The 23977-nt window shown below is 53.7% G+C and carries 23 protein-coding genes and 1 tRNA gene; 9 read left to right on the top strand and 15 right to left on the bottom strand.

Translation table 11 applies throughout. The annotated features are described in order from the left end of the window. Positions 1-24: 24 nt before the first annotated feature. Complete coding sequence (locus tag ACTU44_RS05020) at positions 25-309, bottom strand: hypothetical protein (protein ID WP_114097900.1); 285 nt, start codon at positions 307-309, stop codon at positions 25-27. A gap of 300 nt (positions 310-609) precedes the next feature. On the opposite strand from ACTU44_RS05020, the gene ACTU44_RS05015 reads away from it, so the two are divergent. After that, positions 610-1578, top strand: a complete 969-nt coding sequence (locus ACTU44_RS05015; protein WP_462096823.1) for a DMT family transporter — start codon at positions 610-612, stop codon at positions 1576-1578. 27 nt (positions 1579-1605) lie between these two features. Here the strand turns inward: ACTU44_RS05015 and ACTU44_RS05010 are convergent, their stop codons facing one another. The 3 genes from ACTU44_RS05010 to ACTU44_RS05000 all read right to left on the bottom strand — a co-directional run bounded on the left by ACTU44_RS05010 (position 1606) and on the right by ACTU44_RS05000 (position 5080). Continuing rightward, positions 1606-2499 carry a ketopantoate reductase family protein gene (locus ACTU44_RS05010; RefSeq protein ID WP_462096822.1) on the bottom strand — a complete coding sequence of 298 codons (894 nt, stop codon included), beginning with the start codon at positions 2497-2499 and terminating at the stop codon, positions 1606-1608. A gap of 80 nt (positions 2500-2579) precedes the next feature. Then, a complete protein-coding gene (locus ACTU44_RS05005) occupies positions 2580-3803 on the bottom strand; it encodes a CaiB/BaiF CoA transferase family protein (protein WP_462096821.1) in 1224 nt (407 codons plus the stop codon). 86 nt (positions 3804-3889) lie between these two features. Continuing rightward, positions 3890-5080: an acyl-CoA dehydrogenase gene (locus tag ACTU44_RS05000; RefSeq protein WP_114097896.1), complete on the bottom strand. Its 1191-nt coding sequence runs from the start codon at positions 5078-5080 to the stop codon at positions 3890-3892. Positions 5081-5279: 199 nt separating this feature from the next. On the opposite strand from ACTU44_RS05000, the gene gcvA reads away from it, so the two are divergent. Further along, complete coding sequence (gene gcvA, locus ACTU44_RS04995; protein WP_462096820.1) at positions 5280-6206, top strand: transcriptional regulator GcvA; 927 nt, start codon at positions 5280-5282, stop codon at positions 6204-6206. Between the two features lie 27 nt (positions 6207-6233). Here the strand turns inward: gcvA and ACTU44_RS04990 are convergent, their stop codons facing one another. The 7 genes from ACTU44_RS04990 to ACTU44_RS04960 all read right to left on the bottom strand — a co-directional run bounded on the left by ACTU44_RS04990 (position 6234) and on the right by ACTU44_RS04960 (position 13172). Then, positions 6234-7682 carry a hypothetical protein gene (locus tag ACTU44_RS04990; protein WP_462096819.1) on the bottom strand — a complete coding sequence of 483 codons (1449 nt, stop codon included), beginning with the start codon at positions 7680-7682 and terminating at the stop codon, positions 6234-6236. Further along, positions 7679-8845 carry a hypothetical protein gene (locus tag ACTU44_RS04985; protein WP_462096818.1) on the bottom strand — a complete coding sequence of 389 codons (1167 nt, stop codon included), beginning with the start codon at positions 8843-8845 and terminating at the stop codon, positions 7679-7681. The genes ACTU44_RS04990 and ACTU44_RS04985 overlap by 4 nt, the downstream gene beginning before the upstream one ends. 243 nt (positions 8846-9088) lie before the next feature. Then, on the bottom strand, positions 9089-10228 hold the full coding sequence (locus ACTU44_RS04980; RefSeq protein WP_462096817.1) for a homogentisate 1,2-dioxygenase: 1140 nt from the start codon (positions 10226-10228) through the stop codon (positions 9089-9091). Between the two features lie 149 nt (positions 10229-10377). After that, positions 10378-10454 (bottom strand) — tRNA-Arg (locus ACTU44_RS04975). 223 nt (positions 10455-10677) lie between these two features. Then, a complete protein-coding gene (locus ACTU44_RS04970; RefSeq protein WP_462096816.1) occupies positions 10678-11202 on the bottom strand; it encodes an acyloxyacyl hydrolase in 525 nt (174 codons plus the stop codon). 89 nt (positions 11203-11291) lie between these two features. Continuing rightward, positions 11292-12248, bottom strand: a complete 957-nt coding sequence (pip, locus tag ACTU44_RS04965; protein WP_462096815.1) for a prolyl aminopeptidase — start codon at positions 12246-12248, stop codon at positions 11292-11294. A 96-nt stretch (positions 12249-12344) separates the two neighbouring features. Further along, positions 12345-13172 (bottom strand): thermonuclease family protein, encoded by an 828-nt coding sequence (locus tag ACTU44_RS04960; RefSeq protein WP_462096814.1) that lies wholly within the window; start codon positions 13170-13172, stop codon positions 12345-12347. A 216-nt stretch (positions 13173-13388) separates the two neighbouring features. Here ACTU44_RS04960 and ACTU44_RS04955 point away from each other — a divergent pair, with 216 nt between their 5' ends. Beyond that, the gene (locus ACTU44_RS04955; protein ID WP_462096813.1) at positions 13389-14867 is read left to right on the top strand and encodes a M48 family metalloprotease; all 1479 of its coding nucleotides are present in this window, start codon (positions 13389-13391) and stop codon (positions 14865-14867) included. Positions 14868-14945: 78 nt separating this feature from the next. Here the strand turns inward: ACTU44_RS04955 and ACTU44_RS04950 are convergent, their stop codons facing one another. From ACTU44_RS04950 to fdxA, 3 genes are all read right to left on the bottom strand, one after another. Further along, positions 14946-15752, bottom strand: a complete 807-nt coding sequence (locus ACTU44_RS04950) for a hypothetical protein (protein ID WP_336080130.1) — start codon at positions 15750-15752, stop codon at positions 14946-14948. Positions 15753-15844: 92 nt separating this feature from the next. Further along, positions 15845-16345, bottom strand: a complete 501-nt coding sequence (locus tag ACTU44_RS04945) for a CarD family transcriptional regulator (RefSeq protein WP_462096812.1) — start codon at positions 16343-16345, stop codon at positions 15845-15847. A 307-nt stretch (positions 16346-16652) separates the two neighbouring features. Further along, on the bottom strand, positions 16653-16988 hold the full coding sequence (gene fdxA / locus ACTU44_RS04940) for a ferredoxin FdxA (RefSeq protein WP_007090191.1): 336 nt from the start codon (positions 16986-16988) through the stop codon (positions 16653-16655). Positions 16989-17311: 323 nt separating this feature from the next. On the opposite strand from fdxA, the gene ACTU44_RS04935 reads away from it, so the two are divergent. Genes ACTU44_RS04935 through ACTU44_RS04915 form a run of 5 tightly spaced genes read left to right on the top strand, consistent with a single transcriptional unit; the run spans position 17312 to position 22880 of the window. Then, positions 17312-19786 carry an EAL domain-containing protein gene (locus ACTU44_RS04935; protein ID WP_462096811.1) on the top strand — a complete coding sequence of 825 codons (2475 nt, stop codon included), beginning with the start codon at positions 17312-17314 and terminating at the stop codon, positions 19784-19786. 43 nt (positions 19787-19829) lie between these two features. Continuing rightward, positions 19830-20204: a response regulator transcription factor gene (locus tag ACTU44_RS04930; RefSeq protein ID WP_114097888.1), complete on the top strand. Its 375-nt coding sequence runs from the start codon at positions 19830-19832 to the stop codon at positions 20202-20204. Beyond that, complete coding sequence (locus ACTU44_RS04925; RefSeq protein ID WP_114097887.1) at positions 20201-20824, top strand: chemotaxis protein CheC; 624 nt, start codon at positions 20201-20203, stop codon at positions 20822-20824. Before ACTU44_RS04930 ends, ACTU44_RS04925 begins: the two co-directional genes overlap by 4 nt. A 12-nt stretch (positions 20825-20836) precedes the next feature. Further along, on the top strand, positions 20837-22459 hold the full coding sequence (locus ACTU44_RS04920) for an ATP-binding protein (RefSeq protein WP_114097886.1): 1623 nt from the start codon (positions 20837-20839) through the stop codon (positions 22457-22459). A 37-nt stretch (positions 22460-22496) separates the two neighbouring features. Beyond that, complete coding sequence (locus ACTU44_RS04915) at positions 22497-22880, top strand: MerR family transcriptional regulator (RefSeq protein WP_114097885.1); 384 nt, start codon at positions 22497-22499, stop codon at positions 22878-22880. Positions 22881-22901: 21 nt separating this feature from the next. Here the strand turns inward: ACTU44_RS04915 and ACTU44_RS04910 are convergent, their stop codons facing one another. Continuing rightward, positions 22902-23306: a YbaN family protein gene (locus ACTU44_RS04910; RefSeq protein WP_114097884.1), complete on the bottom strand. Its 405-nt coding sequence runs from the start codon at positions 23304-23306 to the stop codon at positions 22902-22904. A gap of 148 nt (positions 23307-23454) precedes the next feature. On the opposite strand from ACTU44_RS04910, the gene arfB reads away from it, so the two are divergent. Continuing rightward, the gene (gene arfB, locus ACTU44_RS04905; protein WP_462096810.1) at positions 23455-23871 is read left to right on the top strand and encodes an alternative ribosome rescue aminoacyl-tRNA hydrolase ArfB; all 417 of its coding nucleotides are present in this window, start codon (positions 23455-23457) and stop codon (positions 23869-23871) included. The last annotated feature ends 106 nt before the right edge of the window (positions 23872-23977 follow it).

The following is a 23977-nucleotide window of genomic DNA, read 5'->3' as shown; positions in this document are numbered from 1 at the left end:
CCACGGCCTGACGGCATCCGGCGGCTAATCCGACCAGATGCGGGCGATATTGCCTTCCTGTCTTGAGCTGGCATAGCCCAGCAATCCCTCGATTGCGAGAATTTCCACATCTTCGGACCTGAAGAGATTGATCATCCGCACGCCGACATAGGCGTTGGGCACAAGGATGATGTCGGCCAATCCAAGATACAGTCCGATCAACTGACCCAGATCTTCCTGATTCTGCTCGATAATCACGACCGGCCGCTGATTGATGGCACGACAGCAAATCGCCGTATCATCAGCATGAATGTCGGGCTCAATTTGCATTTCTGTCGGTCTTCCCTACCTGGTTGACGACCTTCACCAATGCCTCTGAAACCGATTTTCAATGCATTGGGCTTATCCCTGATAACTTGACCTGAAGTGTGACCCATTCGAAAAACGTCCACTATCCCGTTCGTCCAGATTTTTATGCAATTCGTCCAGAACTTGCCGATTGAACCCGCAAAAACATAGACAGTTCAGTCCTCTGCGAATTTTTCTCAGCCCAGACCTGAGAAATTGTCATTCAACAAAACCGGCAAAACTCCGGTATTGATAGAAGTAACGCCCCCGGAGTTATCAACGATGAACAATGTTTGGACTGGAATAGGATTGCGTCTGGCCGCAACCGGCCTGTTTGCCATTATGAGCCTTTTTGTCCGAATGGCATCGCTTGAGGCGCCGGTTGGCCAGATCATGTTCTGGCGCAGTGCTGTCGCAATATTGCCAATTGTTCTTTATCTGATGTGGCGCAAGGAATTCCCGCGTGCCTTGCGGACAAAGCGCCCATGGGGACATCTTAAACGCAGCACATTTGGTGGCGTGTCGATGTTTCTGTCTTTTGTCTCGCTGGCCTATCTTCCGCTTGCACTTGCGACCGCCCTTGGCTTTTTGGCGCCGCTTGTCGTCATTCCGATTGCCATGGTGTTCCTGCGCGAAAATCCGGGTTGGCTGGTCACCGGTGCGACACTGGCCGGTTTTGCCGGTGTATTTCTGATCCTGTGGCCGATGATCTCGACACCGGGGCTGGATCACGAAACCATGATCGGGATCGGGGCCGGGATCGCCTTTGCCATCACCACCGCCTTTGCCAAGACCCAGATCAAGGCCCTGACAACGACCGAGCCATCGGGCACCATTGCCTTTTACTTTGCCGTGGTCTGTTCGATTGGCGGATTGCTGACCATTCCGTTTGGCTGGGCACCGATTTCTGCGAGCAACCTGATCTGGCTGGTAAGTGCGGGTCTGACTGGGGGCCTCGCCCATATCGCCATGACCGAAGCACTGGCGCGTGCCCCGGTTTCAACCCTGTCTGCGTTTGAATATACCGCTATGATCTGGGCCATTGCCCTTGATCTTCTGGTCTTTGGCGTGCTTCCTGCCCCGGTCAGCCTGATTGGCGGGGTGGTGATTGTTGCCGCCGCCGCCCTTGTCGGCTTCAACGATCAGATCTTGGCCTTTGCCAAACGCCAGACAGCCAAAAGCCAGACAGCCAAAAGCCAGACAGCCAAACCGGCCATCTGCACCGACCAAACCGGAACACCGGCAGAATAGGTTACAATCACCGCAAAGCCATCTGGCTCAGGAAGCCTTGCCTTCCTGAAGTTTGGTCAGAGCAAACAATGTCAGATTGGTCGGGGTCGGAATGCAGAATTCCGTCCCCTTGCGCACAATGTAACCGTTGAGGTAATCGATCTCGCTGGGCTTTCCACGCGCAAGATCCTGTGCGGTTGACGAAAACTGTGCGGGCATGGTGGTGGCGATTTTTTCAATGGCCTCCCATACATTCCCCGGAACGGTCACGCCATCAGCCTTTGCCACGGCAAGACATTCATCCACGGCACTGCGCATGACATTCCAGACACCATCACCTTCGACCAGCTTGCCATAGGGAAGCTGCGTGATCGCTGACAACGCATTATAGGCACAATTCAGGATCATCTTGGCCCAAAGCGCACCTGCGGCATTTTCCGATATTTCAACCGGAATGCCTGCCGGGCGCAGGGTATCGGCAACGATCCGGCTTTGGTCAGACGGCCCCATCACCAGCTCACCGCGGCCATGGTGCTTGACATGGCCCGCGCCCCCCATGCTGGTGGCGACATAGACCACCACGGGGATCACCGGCTGTCCCAATACCACGCTCAGGCGTTCGGCATTATCCACGCCGTTCTGCAAGCTTAGAATGATGGTGTCTTTGGAAATGAACGGCTTGATCTGTTCACCTGCCGATTGGGTATCGGTCGATTTGACGCAAAACAGAACAAGCTCTGCACCGGCAATTGCCGCAGCATCCTTTGACGCAGTGACCGAGACAAATTCCTGTGTCGCCCCGAAATCAAGCAACAGACCATCACGGTTCATTGCCTCGACATGATCGGGACGGCCGATCAGTGTCACGTCATGACCGGCACGTGCAAGCATTGCCCCATAGTAACAACCAACGGCGCCCGCGCCCATTACCGCGATCTTCATGATGCAAACCCTGTTTGAAATTTCACTGTTGGGTCTAGTTTATCCACATCACGACGCGTCGAGACAAGAGATTGCTCTGGTTAAACAATCCCGGCTTCACGCAATTTCGCAATCTGGTCGTCGCTGAGATCGGCGACTTTACGCAGGATTTCATCGCTGTGCTGGCCCAGCATTGGCGGGGCCTTTTCATCCGTGATTGGCGTTTTGGAAAACTTGATCGGATTGGCAACTGTCGGAACGGTTCCGGCAGTCGGGTGATCAAGCTGTTTGACCATGCCACGATGTTTGACCTGCGGATTGTCAAAGACACGATCAAGGGTGTTGATCGGACCACAGGGCACATTGGCCTTTTCAAGGGCAACAATCCATTCATCGGTGGTTTTGGTCACCATGGCCTGACGGATCAGCGGCACCAGTGTCTCGCGATTGGCCACCCGTTTGCGGTTGGTCGCGTAACGTTCATCAGAAGGCAGATCATCAAGCCCTGCGACCAAGCAGAAACTTTTGAACTGGCTGTCATTGCCGACGGCCAGGATCAGATATCCATCGGCACTCGGGAAGGCTTCATAGGGCACGATATTGGGATGCGCATTGCCAAGACGACCCGGTGCCTTGCCGGTTGTCAGGTAATTCATTGCCTGATTGGCAAGGATTGCGGTCTGCACATCAAGCAATGCCAGATCGATATATTGACCCTCGCCGGTTGCATCACGATGACGCAGGGCAGCAAGAATACCGATTGTTGCATAAAGCCCGGTGAAGATATCGGCAACGGCGACCCCAACTTTCATCGGCTGCCCACCCGACACCGTATCGGGCGCACCGGTAATGCTCATCAATCCGCCCATGCCCTGGATCATGAAGTCATAGCCCGGGCGGTCCTTATAGGGGCCGTCCTGACCAAATCCGGTGATCGAGCAATAGACAAGCTTGGGATTGATGGCAGACAGGGTTGCGTAATCAAGGCCATATTTGGCAAGACCGCCGACCTTGAAGTTTTCGAGCACCACGTCGCTTTGGGCCGCAATACTGCGAACGATTTCCTGACCTTCCGGTTTGGTAATGTCGATGGTCAGTGATTTCTTGCCGCGATTGGCCGTCAGGTAATAGGCAGCCTCGGTGGTGTCATCGCCATTGCCATCCCTGGCAAAGGGCGGGCCCCAGCCGCGCGTATCATCACCGGCACCGGGACGCTCAATCTTGATGACCTCGGCCCCCATATCGGCAAGGGTCTGGCTGGCCCATGGCCCGGCCAAAACGCGCGAAAGGTCAAGAACACGAAGCCCGGAAAGTGCACCAGTCATCTGAATATCCCGAAAGTCGAGGTGGAAATACGCGGCAGAATCAAAGCGGGCGGCAACATGACTGCTGCCGCCCGGTCAGAAAGTCATCAGCCTTCGGCAGAGAAGGCCTGAATTCCGGTCTGTGCACGGCCCAGGATCAGGGCATGAACATCATGGGTCCCTTCATAGGTATTGACCGCTTCGAGGTTCATCGAATGACGGATGACGTGGAATTCGTCAGCAATACCGTTACCGCCATGCATGTCACGTGCAACACGCGCAATGTCGAGCGCCTTGCCACAGTTGTTACGCTTCATCAGCGAAATGGCTTCCGGTGCGCCCTTGCCTGCATCAAGCAGACGACCAAGCTGAAGCGCGCCCTGAAGGCCAAGGGTAATTTCGGTCTGCATGTTTGCCAGTTTCAGCTGGATCAGCTGATTGGCAGCAAGCGGACGACCAAACTGTTTGCGATCAAGGGTATATTGACGTGCCGCGTGCCAGCAGAATTCAGCAGCCCCCATTGCCCCCCAAGCGATACCGTAACGGGCCTTGTTCAGGCAACCGAACGGACCGCCAAGCCCCTTGGCATTCGGCAGCATGTTTTCTTCGGGCACAAAGACATTGTCCATGACGATTTCGCCGGTGATCGAGGCACGCAGCGAAAACTTGCCTTCAATTTTCGGCGCTGACAGACCGTTCATATCCTTTTCAAGGATGAAACCGCGAATGACACCTTCGTCATCCTTGGCCCAGACGACAAAGACGTCTGCGATCGGGCTGTTGGTGATCCACATCTTCGAACCCGTAAGGGTAAAGCCACCCTCGGTTTTACGTGCACGGGTTTTCATGCCACCCGGATCGGAACCGTGATCCGGCTCGGTCAGACCAAAGCAGCCAACAAATTCACCGGTTGCCAGTTTCGGAAGGTATTTCTTGCGCTGTTCTTCACTGCCATAGGCAAAGATCGGATGCATAACGAGCGAGCTTTGCACCGACATTGCCGAACGGTAACCGGAATCAACGCGTTCAACTTCGCGTGCGACCAGACCATAGGCAACGTGGTTGACACCCGGTCCGCCATATTCCTCGGGGATCGTCGGGCCAAGCAGGCCAAGTTCACCCATTTCGGTCATGATTTCACGATGGAAAATCTCATGACGGTTGGCTTCAAGAACGCGGGTTTGCAGGTTTTCCTGACAATATGCACGGGCCGCATCGCGGATCATGCGTTCCTCTTCGCTCAACTGCTCGTCAAGCAGGAGCGGATCTTCCCAGTGAAACGGTGCGCGGCTTGCCATTTGCCTGATCCTTTTATGAATTTTTCGATAGAAAGCAGGGGCAGCGCCATAGAAGGGCGAGATGACGCTACCCCTGAAAGCTTATTTGCTTATGCCGTTAAGCTAGGAATTGGCAGACAAAGTTGCAAATGATAAAAGCGACATAGTTTATGCAAAAAACTCATAAACTATGTCGTATATGACAGACCAGAGGTGATGATTGAGCCGACGTATCCCGAGCCTTAAGGCACTAAGCTGTTTTGAACAAACGGCCCGTTTTGGCAGCGCGTCGCGCGCGGCTGATGAATTGTATCTGACCCAAAGCGCGGTCAGTCGGCAAATTCAGGGGCTTGAAAACTGGCTTGGATGCAAGCTTTTTAACCGTGAGAAGCAGCGTCTGGTTCTGACCCCCGAAGGCGAAAGTTACCTGCAATCTATCAGGCCTGCCCTTGATCAGCTCGAAAGTGCGACCCTGACCATGTTATCTGGCGGGTCGGAAAGCGGTGTTCTGACGGTCGCTGCCCCGCCAACATTCGGATCACGGTGTCTTATTCCGCTTTTGCCGCAATTCAGGTCCAAGCATCCGGAAATTGCCATCAACTTTATTTCCCGGATCGGGATGCCGGACTTTGATCGCGAACAGATTGATATCGCTGTTCTGTTTGGTCAGGGCACATGGTCCGATCTTGATGCCCATATCCTGCATGGCGAGGAAATGGTGCCGATCTGCGGACCGCAACTAATCGCAAATCTGGATCACGCCCCCGTTGCCAACGATCTGCGTCATTTCCCGTTACTGCATATCGCTACCCGACCGCGTGGCTGGGCCGATTGGCTCGCGGCAAGCGGGCTTCATGATATTGACGGGGATAATGGCCCGAAATTTGAACATTTCACCATGGCAATGCAGGCCGCCGCCGCCGGACTTGGTGTTGCCTTGCTGCCAACCTTTGCCATTGAGGACGAGCTTAAATCCGGACGCATTGTCGCGCCCTTTGGCCCCCCGAAGGCAAGCCCGTTTCACTATTATGCCTGCTGCCCGACATCGCGCGCACGCCTGCCAAAAATCCGCGCTTTCATGAGCTGGCTTGATCAGCTTGAAACTGCCGCCCAGCTTACTGCGAAGATCATGCGCGAAGACCGGTAATTTACCGACGATTGGCCGTCGTGGAAATCAGCTGGCTTTCTGGCTGGTCAATGCGCGGATGGCTGACATACCGCGACGACGCAGAACGTCTGCATCTTCGGGGCCGTCGACAATCTCGAGCAAACGTACCGTTGCCATCAGATTGCGCTGCGCATTGGGGATTTCTTCGGGCGCAAGACGCCCCATGCCATCAACACCGGCGCGACCAATCTGATTGAGCTTTTTCTTAAGCTCGACCACAGCCTTGGCGGCCGAGCTTTGGGCAGCAAGAACGTCTGAAATACGCGCGGTTTCAGCAATTGCCTCTGCCGATTTTTCTGCTGCCAGAACTTTCTCATAGTCAAAGTCCTGGGAAAATAGCGGCCGGGCAAGCCCCTTGGCGCCCGATCCCGGCCCCTGACGAACTTCCATTTTAGGCAGTGCGTCAATCACGCGTTCCGGTGTTGCACCAAACATCGTATCGGCCAAGGCACGCGAAACCCGGCGGCGCGTTTCAAGCAGTTTTTCGCCCCAGCGCCCATCCTTGCGGATTTTAAATTCGCGGGTGATTCGGGTGAATTCGGATGCGTACCAACGCGCCAGTGACAGGATATGGGCTTCATCCTTGCCGGTTCCGACACCCTGTTCGATCTCGCTCACGGTTTCGGCCAGAAGATCAATGATCAGATCACCTGTTTCGGCAAGGTTGGTCTTCTCGATGGTGCGGTCATCGGCCTTGTTTGACAGAACACGGATCAGCTTGAACAGCTCGCTCGGCCGCAACAGGCGCGCCAGAACTGCAAGCAGGAACATCGGTTCGAACCCGGGTTTTGATTGCGAAATTTCCACAAACCGGTCACGAAGCCAGGTCACATCATTACCATCCAGCCCCCTGATCGGGGCAGACGGGAAGCGGGCACGGACCTGACCGATCTCCTCACCGACATTCAGGATACGACCGACCTCGCCAAAGGCCTTAAGATGGATACGCGACCCAAGACGCGTTGCAAGAGCACGCTCTTCCTTGACCCCTTCTTGGGAGCGGGCAATCTGGTCTTCGATGATCCGCGCGCCGGCTTTCCAGAGCTTGCTCTCCGCGATTGCCAACTTTGCCGAATCCCTGACAGCGGCGGCAGCCTCTATTTCTTTCATTGCTTCGCTGAAATGCGGATCATTTACACCTGTCACGACACCCCAGATCGGCATCAATGATGACCGACTGATGCGAATGCTTTTGTCACTGGGCTCGGCCGAGGTCAGAAGATCTTCAAACGGATCGCAGAATTGACGCATCGGCGTCGGGTAGCGTTCCGGCTTGAGAGAAGCCAGACGCGGACGCAGGATTTGCAGAATGGCTTCGTGCGGCAAAGGTAATTTCGGATCGACACGGTCGCTTTCGATTGCACGTGTAAAACGCGCAATTTCCGAACCGCTAAGCGACGCAAACAGCTGCCCGAGTTGAGAAACACCAAGTTTCCCTGCATCTTCAACCTTCATGCAGACTGTCTCCTGAAGCGTTCGAGACGATCCACCATATCCGCATCAATTTCCCCACTACCCAACTTGCGCAATTCGCCTGCCCACAGCATCTGGTTGACGCGAATATCGACCCAGAATTGCTGCTCGTCCTTGGTGATTTCCTCTATCGGAAGGACCGGCGTAAAACTGGCAACTTCTTCGATAATCTCGCGCTGCTTGGCGCGATCAGTTACCGGCCTTTTTTGCCACAGATCGATCATTTCCTGCCAGCCATCCAACAGCCACCAAAGCTTTTCGATGGTTTTGCCAATATTCTGCTTGGCACCTTCCCAGTCGGTCAGGACCTTACCCAACTCGCCATTCCAGCTATCGACTTCCTCGACGCAAAGCAGTGCGTGCTTATAGGTCGCCTTGGTTGCGCTTGAAACACGTCCTGCCATAAACCGGAAGTCAGACTGTTCGGAGTTTGCCCATTCCTCGATATCGGTGGCAAACTTTCTCAGACTGCGAGTCAAAACGCGCAATGCCCCCTGACATCCGTCAAGCTCAAGCCCGACCGGCGCGATCATCTTGCTCCATTCACCAAGACTGTCGATGATCGTATCATTGGCCACCTTGTGTTCGGAAGCGAACCGGTTAAGGGCCTTTCGTGCGCGAACCTGCCCCTCCATGGTCATCAGCTCTTCGCGCTGCATATCCTGAACGGCACTGCCGCCAAGCTGAAGCAAGGCCTGATGCAAAACAGCAAGCTGGCCCAACTCGCGGGACGACTTTTCGTAAGCGTCACGTTCAATCGCGGTCCTCGCCAGTTCAACGCCCCCCACACCGGTCACCGCGACAGCCCGCGCGTGCTCCAGAACTGTTCCCGGGCGAATATTTTCAAGTTCAAGCAGGCGATCAAACAGCATACGGTCATGCACCGAAAGATCGAACACGTCGCGCAGCGTATCGAGCGGCAATTCATATGTTCCAAGTCCGCCTGCAAGCCCCGGCAACATGATCATCGAGCGGCCACTTTTCCCGATTGCGACGCGCGCATAACGCAGCGTTTTCGTCGTAAAGGGTGTTCTCACACCGCGGGTCGCGAATGAAACCGGCAAACATGCCAAAGCATCTTCTGACGCTTTTTGCGGCTCAGGAGTTTTGTGACTGACGGATTTGACGATCTTCTGCTTGGTCATTATGGGCTTTGGTCAACCTGTACAGGCGATATTGATTTGCAGCCATCTGATTGCCTGATTACAGCCAAATGGCAGTGTTGAATGCAGTGCAGTATGACCTTCTAATCTACTAAAACCATACTTTAAAGACACAGCATAAATTAACCAGACAAGTTGACAATACCGTTAACAGCCTTTGTCAGGCTTTCCGGCCTTTATTTGCCTGCCGCAGATTGCCATTTCCCTACCGCATGGAGCAAGTCCTTATAAAGTTTCCTGCGCCTTTTCCCAGGTTTTTACATAGGCCTTCCATTCCGCGCCATCAGGAATGGACTCATCGACGCTCAAAACATCCCGACTGTCGATCATCACAGCGATCTCGTCGGTTTCAACCGGGGCCTTGATCATTTTTTCCTGATAGGATTTCGGGTGCGGTCCATGCGGGAAACCGCTTGGATGGAAGGTCGCCATACCCGCCCTGATCTCGCCGCGGCTGAAGAACTCGCCACGATGATAGAAGACGAATTCATCGACATCCTCGTTGGAATGATAAAATGGCACACGCAGGATGCCCGACACGCCCTCGCCGACTTTGGGGATAAAGGTACTGACCGAAAAGGTCTTGGCGACAAAAGTACAATAGGCCGCTGGTGGTACCTTTTGCCCCGCATTTCGCTGTTGGGACAGGTCGCGCCAATTGACTTTGGCAACGCACAAATCCCCCTCCCACCCGGTCGCATCAAGCGGGTTATAGGGATAGGTCAGCGTTGATACCTGCCCTTTGCGTTTGATGTGGATTTCCCAGAATGCCTCATCCTGCTGGGCGCGAAAGGCATCATCAATACGCGGCAAGGTAAACAGCATCGGATCAATCGTAGCACCACCGGCAACAGTTTTGGGGTCCGGCAATCCAAAGGCATCGGCCGTTGCCTCGATCAGCATGAATTCGCACGGGGCAGAGGGCTCGACACGCCAGGCCGTACCGCGCGGCAACAGGATGTAATCACCGTCGCGATAGGGCAGATGCCCATAATCACAGAATAATGAACCTTCGCCATGATGGACAAACAGCAATGTATCTCCATCTGCATTACGCGCCAGCGCATGCATCTTAGCATCGGTTTTCCAGTAACGGACTTCCATCGTGTTACTGAACAAAAAACGCCGCGCTTGCAACGGACAAGCCGGACCGGGGGCAAGCTTGGCAAGATCGAATGCACGCGGCCTTAACGGTCCTTCAAAAACGGCCCAGCCGACCGGAGGATGACGGTGGAAAATCTGTGCGGATGGCCCCTGAAACCCGGCGCGCCCGACATGACGCTGATAGGTAGGTCGCTCTCCCCCTGTGACGGATGCCCCGACACAGTCGCCTTCACTGTTGGGAAGCCTGATCCAGTTCGTCATTGTATCCTCCCGATCCAATTTTTGGTGCGCTTTTCCATGAAAAATCACGGCATTTGCACATAGTAAGGATATGAGAAGAACACTGATTGCTTTCAAGCTGTGAGAGCAATACGCACCAGCTTGAATTCGGCGGAAACAATCTGGAAGGATGGTGCGCCCGACAGGATTCGAACCTGTGGCCCCCAGATTAGGAATCTGGTGCTCTATCCTGCTGAGCTACGGGCGCACACCGCAAAGAGAAGCATCAATTAGCAGCTAAACGAATTGCGATCAATCCGGGAGCTTGAATGAAACGCCGACCAAATATCCCGGCCAACAGACCGGCACAGGAAAATCGGGTTCCATACCAAAAGAAAAGAGCCTTCGGGAAGGGTTTCCTCAAAGACTCTTTTGATCTTCTGATCTGCGTTCGGGCGCGTGACCCGATGACATCAACGCCGTTCGGTGTTTTAGTCAAACAGACGGTCAATCGGGAAGGAATAGGTCAGAGACAGGATTTCTGTCCCCGGGTTCTCATCACCGATGCTGGCATTGGAAATGTGCGCGATGCCAAGGCTTAGACGTTCATGGCTGTCAAAGCGGAAGCCAAGTTCAAGACCTGAACGGAATTCGATCCAGTGACCGAGATCCTCACCATTGCCCTGATGATAGGCGCCAACCGAGGTATAAATGCTCGATACGAAGTGATCGCCCCAAAGGACGTCCATCGCAAGGCCGCCATAGCCGTGAACGGCACCTTCTGATGTGACCATAACACCACCGATCGGGCGGGCCACATCAAACATGGCATGTTGTGCACGATAATTGAGACGGAATTCTGCGGCTTCTTCATCTTGTGTGATATCGACCATACCGGTCGAAAATTCGAGAAGCCCTGAATCCTTGTTATTGCCGAGAATTTCTTGCGCAGAAGCTGCGTTTACGAAGCCGAAAAAGACACAAACTGCAAGCAGTTTCCCCAAAGTCACTTTCATTAATCAAGTCCCCACGAGATCAATACGTGCGACATACTTACCCAAGCATGTCGGAAACTCAACCACACATTGGTGTAGTTTAGTAATTTTCACTTAAACTTTTTACCATCGAACTGATCCATCGCCCGAACAAGTTCACGGACGATGCCAGGCTCGCTTGCCGCATGTCCGGCATCGTCAACAATCACCAAGGTTGCTTCAGGCCAGGCATCCTTTAATGCAAATGCCGATGTCGGCGGACAAACGACATCATAGCGCCCCTGAACAATCACAACCGGCAGGTGGTTAATCCGGCTTACATTCTCAAGCAGCTGATTTGGCTCGAAAAAGCAGCGATGGACAAAGTAATGATGTTCAAGCTTTGCCAGTGCCAGTGCAACTTCATCGCTTTCGAAATCTTCGACCAGACCTTCATCAGGCAGCAGGGTGCAGCAGGTCGCCTCGTAGGCCGACCAAACGCGCGCGGCTTCGATTGCGGCGTCCTCGCCATCGTTGCCTGCAAAAATCTCGATATAGCGATCCAGCATCTTCTGCCAGCCGGGATTGCGATCAAAACCGGCAACATCGAGGAATTTACGCTCTGCCTCCGGGAAGAAACGGCCCATGCCATCCATAAACCATGCGATCTCGGTTTCACGTCCCAGGAAAATGCCCCGCAAGACAAAGGCAAGAACCCGTTCGGGATGTGCCTGTCCATAGGCCAGCGAAAGCGTGGATCCCCACGACCCGCCAAATACGACCCATTTTTCAATGCCGCGCTCTTCCCGCAGGGCTTCTATATCGCCGATCAAATGGTCGGTCGTGTTGTTTTCGAGGCTTCCGAATGGTCTGGATTTCCCCGCACCGCGCTGATCGAGCAAAATGACGCGGTATTTTTCCGGATCAAAGAACCGGCGACTGTTTTGTGAAAGTCCTGCGCCTGGCCCCCCGTGCAGGAAAACAACCGGAATGCCAGCCGGGTTACCGACTTCTTCCCAATAAATTTCGTGACCGTCAGCGCGTGACAGATAACCGGTCGTGTGGGGCGTAATTTCGGGATAAAGCACGTCGGACCTCATGACTTTGGCAGAATGTGATTTTACAGATTGCTGGTGGCAATATCCGACAAGCAATCTCACAACTTATGGAATAAACACAAGTCTCTAATCGGTCATGAGGCATAGCCGGTCAGGGTTATCGACCGCGATATAGGGACCACCGCGATTTTCAACGATGCCACGTACCCGGACTTTCTGCCCGATCCAGCCGGAAAATGCATCATCGGGTGACTGATCTTTGGCAAGCCTCCGACGCACGTCATCCTCAAGCGCGATGGTAAAATCGCGCCGCCAATCCGCCCCAAAATTAAGGTAAGTCCGCCATTCCTGATGCTCGACAGCACGCAGGATACCCTCAACCAGAACAAACCGCCCGATAGCATCATGAACACGCGGCAAACCGGTATTCCCCTGATCGGCTGCAACAAAATATGCGCGCCCCGGCGAGCGATCCGACCAGATGCCTGATCTCTGACTGATCGCGTGATTCTCGGCTGCAATCAGTTTCGTCAAATCCGTCCGCCCCTGGGGCAACAACATGGCGAGCCCCTGTGACAGAAGTTGTTCCGACCATGACGTCATCTCTGGCGCACCACTTTCACCCCTGGAAAGGCTTTGAACATATGCCCGATGTCTTCCCAGATAATCGGCGTGATCCGATGCAATGGTGATTTCCACTCCGGCGCGACTGGCAGATCTCATCCAGCTTAAGGCCGCGTTTTCATATTCCGGAACAAACGCCAAGTCGGAAAGACGCAGTTTTGTCTCTTTGAATTCAGGTGCGTTGAGGTCATCGATGGCTGCGACCCCCAATTCAGAAACCTTGCGCCAGACGAAATCATTATTCTGTGCCGCACGGGACTCAAGGGAACGCGCATTTATGCCCATCCCGCACAACCAGTTGCCCGCCCGGGCTTCTGGACTAAATGCCATAGATAACAGAATGCAAATCTGGAAAATTGGCAGGTAAAACAGGCGGTCCAATACCCTGACAAATACTCTGGCCGCAAAATTTCCCCAATTGGAATGCCAGATTAATGCAAGCGAATCTGTTGAATGATGTTTGAACACGCGCTACCAATTCCCACTTGGTTTCGCCGGGTAAGAACCGGTAGCTTACGCGGCAGAGCGACATGAGGAAAGGTATCAATGAGCTGGTTGAAATTCGGTCATAAGAAACACCTGATCGCAATTCTGGCTGCGGTAGCGCTGAGCACATCCCTTGCAGGATGTTCAACCAACCGGGCAACCGGCGAAGACAGCTTTACAGCCTTTATGTCGCCTGAAGAGGAAAAGAAAATCGGGTCGCAGGAGCACCCGAAAATGGTCAAGGAATTCGGTGGAAATTACACCGAAAAAGACCTTGCCGCCTATGTCACCGAGATTGGTGAAAAGCTTGTTGCGGTGTCAGAAACCCCGGACGAGAAATTCACCTTTACCATTCTGGATTCTCCGGTCGTTAACGCCTTTGCGCTTCCCGGCGGGTATGTTTACATCACGCGCGGTCTGGCGACACTTGCCTCGAACGAGGCGGAACTGGCCGGTGTGATTGCCCATGAAATCGGTCACGTCGTTGCCCGCCATTCCGCTCAACGTTATAGCCGCAGTGTCCTGACCCAGATCCTTGCCGGCGGGCTTTCAATGGCCATTGGCAACGGCGCAGGTGAAATCATCAATACCGGTGCCAGCGCATACCTTAAGTCGTTTTCGCGCGAACATGAATTCGAGGCCGACATGCTTGGCGTGCGCTATATTACCCGTGCCGGTTACGATCCCGATGCGATGGCGACATTCCTTGAAAAACTGCGCGCCCATTCCCGCCTGCAAGCAGTCCTTGCCGGAAGGTCACCTGATGATGTTGACCAGTATGACTTCATGGCGACCCACCCGCGTACCCTTGACCGCATTCAACAGGCCCATCAAAGCGCAAACGTCACCGCAGTCAAAGACCCGGAACTTGGCGCAGTTCGCTATATGACAGCGATTGACGGAGTTCTTTACGGGGATGGTCCTGATCAGGGCTATGTCCGCGGGCGTGACTTTGTACATGTGCCGCTTGATTTCCGCTTTGAAGTGCCGGAAGGCTTTACCATCAACAATCAGCCCTCAGCCGTCGTCGCGACAGATAACAAAGGCGCGCAAATCGTCTTCGAAGGCGCGCCAAAGGCAAAGGATGTGCGGCTTGACCGGTATCTTGAAAGCGGATTTTCAACCAAGATCGCGCTTCGTGATATCGAAATGATTGATATCAATGGACAGGAAGCCGCAACAGGAAGTGCCGATATATCGCTGCGATCGGGTTCCGCACGCCTTCGGGTGGTTGTGATCCGCCACGGGAATTCGGCCTATCAGTTCCTGTTCATCACTCCGCTTGACCAGACGGAAAGCTATAACCTTCCGCTGCGTCAAACGACCTATAGCTTCCGGTCGCTAAGTGCCAATGAGAAGAAGATATATACGCCGCTTCGCATCAAGGTTCGGGCAGTAAATCCGGAATATACGTTGCAGACCTTTATTGATGACATGCAGGTTGACCGCGCACCCGCAGAAACCTTTGCCACCCTGAACGGCCTTGCCGACGGGCAGAGCCCGGCCACAGGATCACTGGTCAAGGTCGTCCGTCATTAGGAACGGCCATCAATGGAAATGAAAAAGGCAGCATCCCTGGCGGGTGCTGCCTTTTTTGACTGAGGTTCGCTGTAAGGATCAGGTACCGCTTGTGACCTGTTCGATAATCTTGCCCTGACCATCAAGGGCAACTGCAATCAGAACACCACCCCGTCCGGCCCCGCCATCAACAGACAATGTGAATTCCCGTTCCTGCAGGCCAACCTGCGTCTGGGAAGCACCACGAACGATGCGCGCACAGTCATAATAGCGTTCGGTAATGGCCTCGAACATTGAGCCCCCCCACCAGAAGGTATCCGTTTGCCCGGTCAGCGGACGCGAGCCATCAAGCCCCGCATGCACAAAGATCAACCTGCCATCCGTTGTATAGGCCGCATGTTTCAGGTCCGACATCAAAGCGCTGTGACCACTATGGCGACGCAATGAATCGGCGAACTGCGACGTCCATTGTGAAATGGCATGTGCGCCCTGACGCATGATCGACTGAACGTGGGCGGGATCAAAACCATAGGCGCGTGCTGTTCCGGCAATGCCGCGTGTCAGCATCCAGTCAAAGACTTCACCGGGATTCGGGGCGAACTGGATTTGCTGTAACTTCGACAGCATTTCTTCAGAAGCCCCCCGCAAGAAGGCGATATCAGCAATATCGACCCCGTCCTGTGCAATGAAGTAGCGACGAAACAGCAAAAGCTCATTGATGGTCGCAATGACATTCTCGGCCGTGCCATCACCCCAGTAATTCCCGAGATAAACGAGCCGGTCACCAGACTTGATACGCTCGGCAAGCTTGCGATGTACGGCGCACAATGCGCCATGATCGCCATTGATCGCGCCGACAACCCAGATTCTCTCGGCCGGCTTTATCGGCGCCAGAACTGCACTCATCGCTGTAACCTGCCTAAAACAAAAAATAAAACCGGCCCAAGGATAGCTTGTGGGCCGGCTTTTATAAATAGTTGTATAGCTGACTTATGCAATCAGGCAGCTTTTTGCAGAAGCTTCTCGAGTTTGCCTGACGCCTTGTCCTTGTCGATTTTCTCAATCGCGGCCAGTTCGTCAACGAGGCGCTCAAAGGCTGCTTCGTAGATCTGGCGTTCGGAGAAGGACTGTTCCGGCTGGGTCGCGCTGCGATGCAGATCACGCACAACTTCGGCAATCGACACCGGATCACCCGAGTTGATCTTTGCTTCATATTCCTGTGCACGGCGCGACCACATGGTGCGTTTTACACGTGCACGGCCCTTAAGGGTAACAAGAGCCGAGTCCATCTGTTTTTTCGAGGAAAGCTTGCGCAGACCCGAGTTGCCAACTTTGTTCACCGGCACACGCAAGGTCATGCGGCTGGATTCAAAGGTAATTACATAAAGGCGCAATTCCTGACCCGCGATTTCCTGGGTTTCCAGGCCACCAACACAGCCAACACCATGTGCGGGGTAAACAACATAATCGCCAACAGCAAAGGGCAACTTATCCGACATCAAGCATCCTTCCGGCCCAATCAGGCCTGGTCATTCAACTGTAACACTATAGACCCAGTGACGCGAAGAGCTGCACACGACCAAGCTTTTGGCGAAGTCGCGGTTTCAGACAGGGATAAAAATACGGAGATCCGGCAATTCGGAACGAGCCTGTCGAGCCCTTAACGCGAGTTGCCCACAATAGCACAACACGCCACTGGTTCACAGATTTTTTCGGTGTGTCTGGCTCAATGCAGCCATGCATTTAACCCGCTGGCAAATACCAGCGGGTTAAAATCGTATAAAATCTCGGGGGTTAGACCGACATTCAGTCGCCCGTACCCGGTGCTTCGCTCAGCAATTCGGTCTTGCCCGACTTGCCGTTCCATTCATCAGCATCGGCAGGAGCATCACCTTTTCGGGTGATATTTGGCCATACTTCCGCGAACTTTCGGTTGATTTCCAACCAATTGTCCAGATTCGGCTCGGTATCGGGAATAATCGCTTCGGCGGGGCATTCGGGTTCGCAAACACCGCAATCAATGCATTCATCAGGGTGAATAACCAGGAAGTTCTCACCTTCATAGAAGCAATCGACGGGGCAAACCTCGACGCAGTCCTGATACTTACACTTGATGCAGTTTTCCGTCACCACATAGGTCATGGTGTAACTCCGTACAGGTTGCGAGGCCAGATTGCGGCTGCACCCGCGCTTGGCCTGTTCTCTCTCTGGGGATTGGGTTATCACGCACAGCAGTTGTGTGCAACTCCAATAAAACCCCATTTTTTTACGTAGTATTCAATTCTTGATGCAATGCGGCATGGTGGCAGTATTCGATCACCGGCATCGCGCCGAAAAGCAGCGCAGACCATACAGATTTCTCTGCGTTTTTCCAGTTTGCAAACATCTCGGATAATTGCTTTTAACCCGGCAAAGCCATAGTCTGCTTTTGATTGAGTGGAACTAGCGGATTTCTGGGGTAACGCGTGCCTGACAAAAGCCTTGATCAGCAACGGCTTAACTGGCGGGATCGCTTGTCTGTCAAACAGGCAAGGATTGCGGTTGTCCTTACTTTGCTTATCGGCCTGCTGTTCAGTGGCATTCAGATCGTCTGGGATTTGCGTGAGGAACAGAACCTGATTGACCGAACTGTCATGCAGGTTTTGGCAACATTACGCGAATCCGCGACACAGGCAGCATACGGACTTGATGAAACGCTTGCGGCGCGTGTGGTTTCGGGCATTTTCGAATATGAACCGGTTTATGAAGCCATCCTGCGCGACAATTTTGACAACATTCTTGCCCAAAGAAACGAACAGCCGATCAGCACAAACCGGACCTTCCTGTCCAAACTGATGTTTGGCGAAAATCAGGAATATGAAATCCCGCTTGAGGCCGGAAGCAACAATGACCTGGTCGGGCGGCTGAGCGTCAAGATCGACACCGACATGATTGCTGACGGATTTCTGAATCGCGCAACCCGCATTCTGACATCTGGCATATTGCGCAACCTGATACTGGGTCTGGTACTGGTCACGTTCTTCTATGCGACGCTGACCAAACCATTGCTGAAAGTGGCAAGCCTTCTGCGAAAAATAGATCCGCAAACCCCCAATGCCGACGCCATTGCGATCCCCGAAAGCCACGCCCGTGACGAACTGGGCATGATCCTTGGAACCACCCGGGGCCTGATTGAACGCATTTCGGTAACGCTTGATAAATTGCGGACCACCGAGCAACAGGTCAGAGATCGCGAGAACCAGCTGACCGCGATTGTTCAGAATGTCGCAGACGGCATTTTGACCATTACCCCGACAGGCAGGATCGTAGAATATAACGCCGCAGCCAAACAGCTTCTCGGGCTAATGCGCGATGAGACGCCACAAGGCAGAACGTTGCATGAATTCCTGATGCCACGTGCGATACCGCTTCTGGAACATAGCCTGGACGACCTGACCGCACACGCCATCGTCAATCAAACAGCAGAAAAACGTCTTACCCTGCCCATCCGGCGGGCCGATCAGAGCGAGATTGATGTTTCAATCGCGTTTCGCGTGATACCGGATGCGGCGACCCCCATGATGACGGCGATCTTGACAGACATCACGGTCAGAAAACGCTATGAAGAACAACTGGTCTATATGGCCAATCACGACACGCTGACCAACCTGCCCAATCGCAGCATGCTTGAACACAGCCTGTCGAGTGCACTTGGCAAACATAAAGACGCATCAAAGACCCGTCACGGGGCCACGGCTGTTCTGTTCATTGATCTTGACCGTTTCAAGGTCATCAATGACAGTCTCGGACATGATGTTGGCGACCTGCTGCTTAAGGCTGTGGCAGGCCGGTTACAAAAAGTAATCGGTCGACAGGAGGTTGTTGGTCGTCTTGGCGGGGATGAATTTCTGATCATCATTCCCGATCTGAAAGAAACACAGGATGCCGCAATCCTGTCACAGGCCGTGCTTGATGCCCTTGCCCCGGCATTTGACATCAAGGGACGCGTTTTGTTTGTCACTCCGTCAATCGGCATCGCCCTTTATCCATCAGACGGCGAGGACTTCCCTGCCCTGATGCGCAATGCCGACACCGCAATGTATAGTGCAAAGTCCGGTGGCGGTGGCACCTATCACTTCTTTACCAAGACAATGAATGAAAGTGCCATGGCGCGCCTGGTGATCGAAAACGATCTGCGCGAAGCTCTGGCCCAGAACCAGTTCGAACTGCATTATCAGCCCAAACTCGATCTGCGCACCAACCGTATCTCCGGCCTTGAAGCGCTGATCCGCTGGAAACAGCCGGGACGGGGATATATTTCGCCGATGCAGTTCATTCCAGTTGCAGAAGAAACCGGATTGATCGGCAAAATCGGCGAATGGGTGATCGGCGAGGTCTGCCGTCAGATTGACGAATGGAATGCCCAGTCTGTTCCCCCAATGCCAATCGCCATCAACCTGTCACCCAGACAGCTTATTGAAGGCCGGATTACAGAAACCATATCACGCATACTAACAGATACCGGGACGCCTGCCGCGCGCATCATACTGGAAATCACCGAAACGGTGATGATGCAGGACATCAAGAAGTCGGCCGCCATTCTTGACGAGTTACGCCATCTTGGTTTGCAAATTGCCGTGGACGATTTTGGCACAGGATATTCGTCGCTTGCCTATCTCAAGCGGCTTCCGATCAATTCCATCAAGATTGACCGCTCCTTTGTTCGGGATGTGACGATTGATACCGATGATGCCGCCATTACACGCACCATCATCCTTATGGGTCACAATCTTGGCCTGAAAGTTGTCGCCGAAGGTGTTGAAACCAGGGAACAGATGGCGTTCTTGCGCGAAAGCGGATGTGACGAAGTACAGGGATTCCTTGTTGCCACCCCGCTCCCGCCGGATGAAATCGTCAAACATATCATGCGGCTTTCCGAAAATGCCGCGACTGAACTATAATTGTCGCCCCGCAACACATTGAACCGCTTACCCGAGAAGACATATGGCCCAACAGCGTTCCGTCCTGCTTGTCGATGACAGCAAATTTGCCCGACTTCTGGTCAAGGCGTTCATTTCCAGTAACTTCACTGACTGGTCAATTGACGAAGCCGAAGATGCCAGCAAGGCGCTCGAGATGGTCGAGGGCAAGACATATGACTATCTGCTGCTTGATTTCAACATGCCCGGCATGAACGGACTGGAACTTGGTGAACAGTTGCGCGGACGCTTCCCCGATGCGGTCATCGCCCTTCTGACAGCCAATATTCAGCAGGAAATCCAGAAAAAGGCTGAAAGCCTTGGCCTTGAATTCATTGCCAAACCGCCGACCGAGGAAAAAATTCGTGACTTCATTGCCGCGCAGGAAGCGGCACGATGATTGATCTCAGCGAACTTGAACATGATACAATAAGCGAACTGATCAATATCGGCGTTGGTCGCGCTGCGTCGTCGTTATCGGAAATGGTTGACCAGCCGGTTGAGCTGACCGTTCCGCGCATCACGTTCGTTGAACGGTTTTCAGATACGGATCTTGCCCGCGCCCCGACCGAGGTTGTTTCGGCCGTAAGCCAGACCTTTGATGGCCCGTTCAAGGGCGAAGCCATGCTGGTCTTCCCCGAAGAACGCAGTCTGGAACTGGTGCGCAGTCTGCTTAAGGTTGATGTCCCGCTTGATACGCTGACCGATCTGGAACAGGAAGCCCTGATGGAGGTCGGCAACATCATTCTCAATGCATGCCTTGGCAGCATTTCGAATGTGCTGGGCGAACCTATAAACTGTTCCATGCCGTCATTTCGCAAACGTGAAAGCCGGTCGCTTCTGGATGTCGATGATGGTGATCTTGGCACCGGAAGCAAGCCGGTTCTGATGATCCTTCACGTTCAATTCATGTTACGGCAGAACGATATCGACGGGTATGTGCTGTTTGTCATGGATCTGGATTCCATTCAGATGCTGCGTGAACTGGTGCGTCGTTTTATTGCCAACTCGCTTGGTTAATTGGTGAGGTGAATGAAAAAGCCGCCGCCCGACCCGACCACAGAAGCCACACCGTCCTTTGATCTTGGTCGGGACAGCAATGCTGCGGAATTGTTCGCAGCATTGCTTGATACCGCCGACACAGGACTTGTTGCACTTACTGCTGACCGGACAATTTGCCATTGGAACCAGTGGATGCAGACCCGGTCCGGCTTGCGGGCCGATCAGGTTCTGGGCAAATCACTTCATGACGTCTTTCCCGAAACCAGGCTGGGGCGTGTCAGTCTGGCGATTGATGATTGCCTGAAATTTGGCATGCCTGCGGTGATTTCACCGTCGCTTAATCAGGGCGCCTTGCCGCTTTCCCCGCTGCCACAATTTACAGCAAGTTTTGAGCGCATGGAGCAGTCCATTCGCATACACCCGATCAAGACACGCAATAGCGGAACGTTATGTTCGCTGATCATTCGGGACGTGACCCTTGCGGTGCAGCGCGACCGGCTTTTGCGCAAACAGGCTGCCGAACTGGCCGACCTTGTGACCCAGTCCAAGCGCAGTGAAGATCGCACAAAAGCAATCTTGCAAAACACCATTGATGCCATTCTTGTGGCATCAGATGACGGCAATATCGAACCGCTGAATTCGCGCGCACAGGAACTTTGCGGGCCGGATGGCGATCCGGAACTGCGTAATATCATCCGCTTTCTTTTGCCAGACAGCGACCATATTCCAATTACCCAACCGCCGTCCAACCGGTTGCTGACCGATCTTGGCACCGGCGTGATCGAAGTCATGGCCTTTACCAAAAGCGGGCGCAATATTCCGCTTGAGGTCGCGATCAGTCATTTTTCCGCCGATCAGCGTTACCATTACATCATCACTCTTCGTGACATTTCCCAACGCAAGCGCCACGAAATGGAAATCCAGCGCACCATGGCGGAGCTCGAACGTTCAAACAGCGAGCTTGAACAATTCGCCTATGCGGCATCCCATGACTTGCAGGAACCGCTTCGGATGGTGTCGAGCTATACCCAGCTGATTGCCCGGCGTTATGAAGGCAAGCTTGACGAAACCGCCGACGAATTCATTCATTACGCTGTGGACGGCACCCAGCGCATGCAGCGCATGATTGACGATCTTCTGACCCTGTCGCGGGTCGGACGGCATGGCAAACCGTTCCATCCTGTGCCACTTGATGATCTGTTCGATGCCATAGTCGTCAATTTCAAGCGCGCCGGTTCCGCCCCCGAAGGCAACATCATCCGCGAAGGCCATTTGCCAACCGTGATGGGGGATGCCAGCCAGTTGCTTTTGCTGTTCCAGAATCTTGTTTCAAACGGATTGAAATACAGTGACCCCGAAAGCGGACGGGTGCGGATTTTTGCCGCCGATACCCCCAACAGCCACCGGATTTTCGTTGCCGATAACGGTATTGGCATTGACCCTCAGTATCACGAAACCATCTTCGAGATTTTCAAACGTCTGCATGGATATGGGGATTATGCCGGAACCGGTATCGGCCTTGCGATCTGTAAAAAGATCACCGATCGCCATGGCGGTATCCTCAGCGTTAGCAGCAATCCCGGCGAGGGCAGCACCTTCTGTGTTGAACTTCCAAAAGAATTGCCGATTGTCGCCGCTTCCGAAAGCATGTAGCTTTCAGTTTACGTAAGCGTAAAGATGATTGAGCCCCATGACTGACAGCTATTCCATCACAGATCTTGCCCGCGAGTTCGAAGTTACCACCCGAACCATCCGGTTTTACGAAGATCAGGAACTGATTTCCCCGGAACGCCACGGGCAGACCCGTATCTATAGCCAGCGCGACCGTGTGCGTCTGCGCCTGATCATGCGGGGCAAGCGTCTTGGATTTTCGCTTAAGGAAATTCGTGACCTGCTTGATCTCTATGATGGCGATCGCAGCGAAATCACCCAGTTGACCATCCTTGTCGACAAGATCAATGAACGTCGCGAAACCCTGCGAAAACAGCGAGAGGATATCGACGCGACGCTTGATGAACTCGATAAACTTGAAGAAACCTGTCAGGACGAGCTGACCCGTAAAAAGACCGGGTAAGGCGCCCCTATTCGCTGTTTGCTATTCTCCGGCCTTGACCGGGGCACCCGCCTCGGACAGGCGGGCCTCGGATGGCCGCGACAGGATAAAGACACTGACCGGGATGGCGACCAGTAACTGGATCATTACCACCCAGCGGCTTTCAATAAAGATCAGCGATGCGGCGATCACCACCACAAAGGCCAGAATCGCCAGCATCTTTGCCCGGCGACTGATCACGCCATGGTCATTCCATTGACGGATTGATGTGCCAAACTGTGGATGGTTGCAGATCCAGTCATGCAGGCGCGGCGATCCCTTGGCAAACAGCCAGGCCGCCAGCAGCATAAAGGGTGTGGTTGGCAGAAGTGGCAAAAAGATACCAACGACACCAAAACCGACAGAAAGCCATCCAAGGGCCAGATAAATATGCGAAACACGCACCATAGATTTCCTGTTTACAGTCCGTCACGCCCCTGACAGGTTAGACGCCTGTAATTTAGGCGCTCGGATTGCAAAATTCAATCAATAGCCGACTATTACACTCAGTTATTTTTACTTGCGCCTAACCACTCGAGATTCCGCACGGTTCATCATGCTTGAAATTGAAAATGGCCTTTATCTGGATGAACGCCATCTGCACTTTCAGTTCGTGCGTGCGTCCGGTCCGGGTGGACAGAATGTAAACAAGGTCTCAAGCGCCGTACAGATGCGCGTACGCATTGATGACCTGACCGAACTGCCCCAGCGGGTGCGTGATCGCTTGCGGGAACTAGCCGGAAGCAGGCTGACCAATGATGGTGAAATCATCTTTGATGCCCAGCGCCATCGCACACAGGAACGCAACAAGCAGGACGCGATTGAACGGTTGCTTGCCCTTTTGCGCAAGGCGGCCGAACGCAAGAAATACCGGGTCAAAACCCGACCATCGCTTTCGGCCAAACGCAAGCGTGTGGACACCAAAAAGAAGCGCGGCGACATCAAGAAAATGCGCCGGCGCCCCGTCGACTAGACGCCCGGAATATCCCTGGCCCAGATGTAACCTTGGCCCAGACATAGCTTTGGCTCAGACATAGCCTTGGTTCGGGCATGGTATTGCTTTTGGCATATCCTTGTCT

Source organism: Thalassospira sp. SM2505, from assembly GCF_054901115.1.
This window is presented reverse-complemented; position numbering and strand designations above follow the sequence as displayed.